Raw genomic sequence first — 257 nt, forward strand, 5'->3', positions numbered from 1 at the left:
TGTCATTGATGACAAGGCGCGAAACCAGCTTGATGAGGTGGGTCTCGCTACCTATGACATTGTGGTGATTAACCAGATCATCGGCTTTATCGGTTTTCAGGCGCGCGTGGTTGCGGTCTTTCAGGCTCTGCTTGGCCATCCCGTTCGCTGGTTGCCGGGCCATCATATTCAGCCGCACACCCTGCCAGCGTGCGCCGGTAGGTGGATAGCGCTTCTTTCCGTGGTCGAGCTTCGCTATGCGAGTGCGCATCAGCTTG

1 protein-coding gene is annotated in these 257 nt (G+C 56.8%); it reads right to left on the minus strand.

From position 1 onward, the window contains the following. Nucleotides 1-257: hypothetical protein (locus tag ABFY71_RS18965; protein ID WP_347947431.1), on the minus strand; the 257-nt coding region annotated here is incomplete at both ends.

It is taken from the genome of Devosia alba (genome assembly GCF_039938915.1).
Classification (GTDB): Bacteria; Pseudomonadota; Alphaproteobacteria; order Rhizobiales; family Devosiaceae; genus Devosia; species Devosia alba.